The 6,386-nt window shown below is 66.5% G+C and carries 8 protein-coding genes; 6 read left to right on the forward strand and 2 right to left on the reverse strand.

The genetic code is table 11. The annotated features are described in order from the left end of the window. Nucleotides 1-106 precede the first annotated feature (106 nt). On the forward strand, nucleotides 107-967 hold the full coding sequence (locus tag IM784_RS16670) for a helix-turn-helix domain-containing protein (RefSeq protein WP_199556475.1): 861 nt from the start codon (nucleotides 107-109) through the stop codon (nucleotides 965-967). A gap of 1 nt (nucleotide 968) precedes the next feature. Here the strand turns inward: IM784_RS16670 and IM784_RS16675 are convergent, their stop codons facing one another. Then, nucleotides 969-2,165: a penicillin-binding protein activator gene (locus IM784_RS16675; RefSeq protein WP_199556476.1), complete on the reverse strand. Its 1,197-nt coding sequence runs from the start codon at nucleotides 2,163-2,165 to the stop codon at nucleotides 969-971. Between the two features lie 79 nt (nucleotides 2,166-2,244). Here IM784_RS16675 and rsmI point away from each other — a divergent pair, with 79 nt between their 5' ends. The 5 genes from rsmI (at nucleotide 2,245) to IM784_RS16700 (ending at nucleotide 6,147) form a co-directional block, all read left to right on the forward strand. Continuing rightward, on the forward strand, nucleotides 2,245-3,120 hold the full coding sequence (gene rsmI, locus IM784_RS16680; protein WP_199556477.1) for a 16S rRNA (cytidine(1402)-2'-O)-methyltransferase: 876 nt from the start codon (nucleotides 2,245-2,247) through the stop codon (nucleotides 3,118-3,120). Next, the gene (locus IM784_RS16685) at nucleotides 3,117-3,470 is read left to right on the forward strand and encodes a YraN family protein (protein ID WP_199556478.1); all 354 of its coding nucleotides are present in this window, start codon (nucleotides 3,117-3,119) and stop codon (nucleotides 3,468-3,470) included. Before rsmI ends, IM784_RS16685 begins: the two co-directional genes overlap by 4 nt. Then, entirely contained in the window at nucleotides 3,467-4,240 is a 774-nt protein-coding gene (locus IM784_RS16690) for a transglutaminase-like domain-containing protein (protein WP_328799573.1), read from the forward strand. The genes IM784_RS16685 and IM784_RS16690 overlap by 4 nt, the downstream gene beginning before the upstream one ends. A gap of 312 nt (nucleotides 4,241-4,552) precedes the next feature. Then, complete coding sequence (gene gshB / locus IM784_RS16695) at nucleotides 4,553-5,524, forward strand: glutathione synthase (protein ID WP_199556479.1); 972 nt, start codon at nucleotides 4,553-4,555, stop codon at nucleotides 5,522-5,524. Continuing rightward, on the forward strand, nucleotides 5,521-6,147 hold the full coding sequence (locus IM784_RS16700; protein WP_199556480.1) for a DedA family protein: 627 nt from the start codon (nucleotides 5,521-5,523) through the stop codon (nucleotides 6,145-6,147). The genes gshB and IM784_RS16700 overlap by 4 nt, the downstream gene beginning before the upstream one ends. On the opposite strand, the gene IM784_RS16705 is transcribed toward IM784_RS16700, so the two are convergent. After that, the coding region (locus tag IM784_RS16705) for an integrase core domain-containing protein (RefSeq protein WP_199556481.1) at nucleotides 6,144-6,386 on the reverse strand (243 nt) is incomplete at its 5' end. The genes IM784_RS16700 and IM784_RS16705 overlap by 4 nt on opposite strands.

Below are 6,386 nucleotides of genomic sequence, written 5' to 3' on the forward strand. Positions count from 1 at the left end.
TTCGTCTGCAATTCAAGGTGGTCGCAAAGGAAATTGCGCAGTTGAGGCTGGCGGACACAGGGCCGGTTCTTCCGGTTCCAACTCCTTCCAAATCGGCAAAGACGGCATGAGGGCGCCTGCCTTTTCGCTGCGCTATTTCTCGCCAGCCGCTCCTCTCAGAAGCTGGGTGTCCAGCTACTATCTGTTCGAGGCAGATATTCCTGCCCTCACGGACACGCTTCGGGCTGAATTGCCCCAGGTCCGCTTCATGTTTCAGGGCAGCGGCACCTTTTCCTATGGGGGAGGCGCCGAAATCCGGATGCCCCAGACAGCGCTGTGTGGGCCGACCAACGTTGCCGTCACCTTCCGCGCCAAAGGGCCGCTGCGGATCTGCGGCGCCGGGCTGCTGCCGGCCGGATGGGCGGCGCTGGTGGGCGCGGGGGCCAGTGAATTCACCGACATGCTGACCGACCTGCGCGATGTGGCCGGGCCGGTTGCCGGCCGCGCGCTGGATCGCATGGGCGAGGCGCGCAATCCGCGCGAGATCGTGGCGGCGATGGACGCCTTCTTCCTGCTGCTCTCCATGCAGGCGAAGCCGCCGCCGCTGTGGTTCACCCGCGCCGCCGACGAATGGCTGGCAGGCAGCATCAATCCCGACGTGAACGAGCTGGTGAAGATCACCGGCATGTCGTCGCGTCAGATCGAGAGGCTGGCGCTCAGGGTCTATGGCGCTTCACCCAAGCTGTTGTCCCGCAAGTATCGGGCGCTGCAATCCGCCGTACGGCTGGGGCTGGACCCGGACACCGGCTGGGAGGCGGCGGCTGCCGGCGTCTATTACGACCAATCCCACTTCATCCGCGATTTCAAGACCTTCGTCGGGATGACGCCGAGCCAGTTCGCGGACAAGGATTCGCCCTGGCTGACGCGACTGACCATCGCCAAGCGGCAGGCGCTGATCACCGTTCCGAAGCTGTCGCGGGTAAGCTGAATCAGAACGCCGTCGGCGCCGGGCTTACCGTGGTGAAGCCGGAAGGCGTTATCTGCTGCACTTCCAGGCCGCGCTCGGCGACATTGTTGCGGAAGCGGAAGATGCCATCGACGCCGGCAAAGCCCTGCGGATCGGCAAGCGCCGCTTGCGGGAAGGGCTGCCCGATCTTCCACTGACCACCCGCCGTGCTCGCCGCCAGCAGCATCGCATCGTAGGACAGGCTGGCCAAGCGCGAGGGCGTGCCGCCGAAGCGGGCGCGATAGCGGGTCGACATGGATTCGAAGCGCTGGTCAGGCACTGCGGCGAAGACTGCGCCCTTCAGCGCGGCGGACTTGCCGAGGCCGGGCTCGGTATTCCACAGTTCCGTTCCCATCATCAGGAAGCTGCCGGCGGGCGCCCCATATTTGGTGAGATGCGGCTGGAAGGCGGCGGCGATGGCGCCGGAATCGGCCACCAGCAGCGCCTCGAAGTTGATCGCCGGGACGCTGCGCGTGGCCGGGGCGATGGTGCCGTCCGGTCGCTTTGTGGCGGTGCTGGAGGCGGATTGCTTCAGCCGGGCATCATAGTCGGTCACCTTGCGTGCGGCCGCGGGCAGCGCGGCAGACGTGCGGGCAAAGTTGGTGAGCGCCACGACCTGCCCGCCCTGCGCGCTGACGGCGCGGGTGAAGGCGACCGACGCGCGCTGGCCATAGACGCCGTCGGGCACCAGCGCGGCAAAGCGCTTGACGCCGCGCGCCGAGACATAGTTGACGATGCGGTCGACCGACTGCGCCGGCTGGAAGCCGAGCACATAGAAGCGCCCGCCGGCCATCGCGGAGTCGTTGGAGAAGCTGAGCATCGTCACGCCCTTCGGCTCCGCAACCGCCTTGATCGCGGCAGCGTCTGTCGCCAGCAACGGGCCAAGAATCAGCTGGGCGCCATCTGCCAGCGCGCGATTGGCGGCACCAGCAGCGCCGAGTGCGGCAGTATCGTAGCTGGTGAGACGCACGCCCTGCTTGCCGGTATCGACCAGCGCCAGTGTCGCCGCATTGGCGAGGCTGATGCCGACGGGGGCGTTGGGCCCCGTCAGCGGCACCAGGATTGCCACCCGATGCACTTCGCCCGGCTTCACTTCGGCGGGTTTCTCGGCGGTGGGCGGTGGGGCGACCGGGGCGACCGGGCCCTTGGCGCGCGGCGTGCAGGCGGCGATCGCCAGCATAGATATGGCAAGCGCCGCTGCGGTTGAGAACCTGCGCGCGCTGCTTGCTCTTGCCGTGCCTACCGCCCAAACTGCCTGCATGATTTCGGCTCCGCCTGATGAAACTGAAACGGCCCCCGATGCTGGCGCCGAACGTCTTCCCCCCGGGCTCTATATCGTGGCTGGCCCGATCGGCAACCTCGAGGACCTGTCGCCGCGCGCCGCGCGATACCTGCGGCAGGCGGATATAGTCGCCTGCGAAGACACCCGCGTGACGGCAAAGCTGCTGCGCGCGGCCGGTTCCGACCGCCCCATGCTGCCCTATCACGAACATAGTGCCGCCCATGTGGAAGAACGGCTGCTGGAGCGGATGGCGCGCGAATCGGTGGCGCTGGTTTCCGATGCGGGGACGCCGCTGGTGTCGGATCCGGGGCACGGGTTGGTGCGGGCGGCGCGCGAGCGGGGGCTGGCCGTGACGACGGCGCCGGGCCCTTCTGCCGCGATCACCGCGCTCTCGGTAAGCGGGCTGCCGACTGACCGATTCCTGTTTGCAGGCTTCCTGCCGGCAAAGGCGACAGCGCGGGACAAGGCCATTTCAGCGGTGGCGGGCGTGCCGGCGACGCTGATCTTCTATGAAACCGGGCCTCGGCTGGCGGCGACCTTGACGGCGATGGCGGCGGCGCTGGGTGGACGGCAGGCGGCCGTCGCGCGGGAATTGACGAAGCGGCACGAGGAGCTGGTTTCCGGAAGCCTGCCCGAGCTCGCGGAGCGCTATGCCGGGACAGAGCCGAAGGGCGAGATCGTGCTGCTGGTGGGGCCTCCGGAAGCCGAAGTATCCAGCGCCGATGCACTGGATCAGGCGTTGCGCACGGCGCTGCTGACGATGCCGGCCGGAAAAGCGGCAGCGAGCGTTGCCGCCGCGCTGGGGGTGCCCAGATCGGAAGTTTATGCCCGGGCATTGGAACTGAAGGCGTGAGGCACCGGCAACTGGCTGAACGCGCGGGGCGGCGCGCCGAGACCGTTGCGGCGCTGTGGCTGCAACTGCGCGGCTGGCGAATCGTCGCCCGGCGGCGGCGGATGCCGATGATCGAAGTGGATATCGTCGCCCGGCGCGGCGATGTGCTGGCCGTTGTGGAAGTGAAGCGCCGCGCCACCATGGAAGCCGCGCTCTGCGCGCTGACCCCCTGGGCGGCCGAGCGGCTGCAGCGAGCCGCCGGGCAGCTCGCGGCAGAGGCCAGCCGGGGCGGCAAGCCAGTGTTCGCAAGGGTTGATCTTATTGCACTGGCGCCGCGTCACTTGCCGCGCCATATTCCCGGTGTGCAGTGAAAGAGAACGCCATGGACCCGTTGGCTGCCATCGGATGCCAGGACGACGCGGATATCCGCCTGGACCTGGCCGCACTGGAACTGGCCGCCGCCGACCGCGTCCGGGCGGATCTGGCGGCTCCCATCGCCTATATCGAATCGCTCGCTGGGCGGCTGGAGGCGCCGATCTCCGGTTCCGCCGCCCGTGCCGAGGCGCTGGCCGGCCTGCTGGCCCGCGAGGAACATTTCACCGGCGACGCCGAAGCGTATGACGCGCCGCGCAACGCCGACCTGCTGCACGTTCTGGAGCGACGCCGCGGCCTGCCGATAGCCCTCGCCATCCTCTACGTCGCACTCGCCCGCCGGGTAGGCTGGCAGGCCCGCGTGCTGGGAATGCCCGGCCATGTGCTGGTGGCCGTGGGGGGTGAAGCCGACATGGCGCTGATCGATGCCTTTCACCACGGCCGCATCGTCGACGCGGCCACCCTGCCGCCGGCCTCCGGGCGGGAAATCGCCCTGCTCGATAACCGCGAAACTTTGGTGCGGCTGCTGGCAAACCAGGCGACGCGCGCGCGCCAGGCCGGCGATGACGCCCGTGCCCTGACCCTCTATCGGCGGCTGACGCTGATCGCACCCACGCTGCCCGCCTTATGGTGGGAACGGGCGCGGCTGGAACGACTGGCCGGCGACAAGGAAGCCGCGCGCCGGTCTCTGGCAGCCATGCGCGAGACTACGCATGATCCGGAGCTGGAGACGCGGATACGGGCGGCGTATGAGGCTTTGGCGCGGTGAGTTCTGCAGGGGCTCTGCCCCTGCACTCCGGAAGGGGTTTTGACCCCTTCACCCCTTTTGGTTTGCCTTGGTTCCAGATCTTATAGGGCAGTGCGACGGAGTTGATTGCGCCTTCGGCGCGAGTAAGCCAACTTTGCGCACGCAAAACTTGAAGATCACGTTCCAATTTTGAGGGTGCAGGGAAATCATTTCCCTGCCGGGCCCGGGCAGAGCCCGGCCGCCGGAGGCAAACCCCGCCCCCTCCCGCGCCAGTTTGACGCCCTGAGGCCATCTCTGCTTGGCCTTTCGCGCCCGGCCCCCTATCAGCGCGGCATGGCTAAGCAATTGCGCGTCGCCGTCCAGATGGATGCGCTGCATGGGATCAACGTGGGTGGGGATTCCACTTTTGCGTTGATGTTAGCGGCGCAGGCTCGTGGGCATCAGCTTTGGCATTATCTGGCGGATCGGCTGGATTGGGTGGAGGGGCGTGTGGTCGCCCATGCCCGTCCGGTGGAGGTGATGCGGCCGGCGGTGGCGGGCGAGCAGCATTTTCGCTGGCTGGGCGAGGCGCGGACGCTGGATCTGGCGGGCGAGGTGGATGTTGTGCTGATGCGGCAGGATCCGCCGTTCGACATGGCCTATATCACGGCGACGCATTTGCTGGAGCGGGCGCAGGCGGCGGGTGTGCTGGTGGTGAACGATCCGGCTTCGGTGCGGAATGCGCCCGAGAAACTGTTTGTCCTGAACTATGCCGATCTGATGCCGCCCACCCTGGTGACGCGCTCGCTGGAGGCGGCGCAGGCGTTTCGGAAAAAGCATGGGGCGGTGGTGGTGAAGCCGCTGTACGGGAATGCCGGGGCGGCGGTTTTCCATGTGCCGGAGGGCGATTCCAATCTGCCGGCGCTGGTGGAACTGTTTGGGCATGTGTGGCGCGAGCCGTTCATGGTGCAGGCGTTTCTTCCGGACGTGGCGAAGGGCGACAAGCGGATCGTGCTGGTGGATGGCGAGGTGGCGGGGGCCATCAATCGGCTGCCGAAGGAGGGGGAGATTCGCTCGAACCTGGCCGCCGGCGGGTCTGCGCATGCGACCGGGCTGACAGATGCCGAGCGCGAGATCTGCGCGCGGCTGGGACCTGATCTGAAGCGACTGGGGCTGGTGTTCGTGGGGATCGACGTGATCGCCGGACGCCTGACCGAGATCAACGTGACCTCGCCGACGGGCATTGTCGCCATCGATCGGTTCAACCAGACGGATATCCCCGCAATGTTCTGGGAGCGCGTGGAAGCCATGGCGGTATCCCGATGACCGACTGGATCGGCAGTTTCATCGAAAGCTGGGGGTATTGGGCCGTCGCCATCCTGATGTTTGTGGAGACGGTGTTTCCGCCGATCCCGTCTGAAGTGATCATGCCGATGGCCGGCATCTATGCGGCGCAGAACGGCGGATCGCTGGCATTGATGATCGTGGCCGGCACCCTGGGGGCGATGCTGGGGAATATCTGCTGGTTCGCGCTGGCCTGGAAGCTGGGGCTTTCGCGGTTCGAGGGCTTCCTGGTGCGCTATGGCCGCGTCTTTACCATGGACGAGGAAGAGATTGCGCGAGGAAGAAAGCTGTTCGAAAAATATGGCGGCGGATTTGTCGGCGTGGGGCGGATACTTCCGACGATCCGGTCGCTGATTTCGGTGCCGGCCGGGCTGGTGCGGATGAACGTGAAGAGTTTCCTTTTCTATTCGACGCTGGGGACCTTCCTGTGGACGATGGGGCTGACCATTGCCGGCTTCCTGCTGGGCAGCCGTTTTGCCGAGATCGACAAGGTGCTGGGACCGCTCTCCACAGCGGTGATCGTGATTTGCTTTGGCATCTATTTCTATCGCGTGCTGATGTGGAACCGCTGGAAGCGGAACCGCGCGCAGAAGAGCGGCGCCTAGTTGTTCAGTCGCGGCATCTGGTGGATGGGATTGACGATGAACTGATCTGGCTCCGACGTCCAGATCTTGGTGATGTATTCGTAGGGTGTGAGGCCGCTGAGCGTTTTGAGCCGGCGGGCGAAGTTGTAGGCGGCCATGAAGTCGGCGAGATGCGTCCGAAGCTGGTTGTGGCTCTCGTAGTGGAAGCGTTTGACGGTCGCCTCCTTGATCGTGCGGTTCATGCGTTCGACCTGCCCGTT

It is taken from the genome of Sandaracinobacteroides hominis, from assembly GCF_016464365.1.
Taxonomy (GTDB): domain Bacteria; phylum Pseudomonadota; class Alphaproteobacteria; order Sphingomonadales; family Sphingomonadaceae; genus Sandaracinobacteroides; species Sandaracinobacteroides hominis.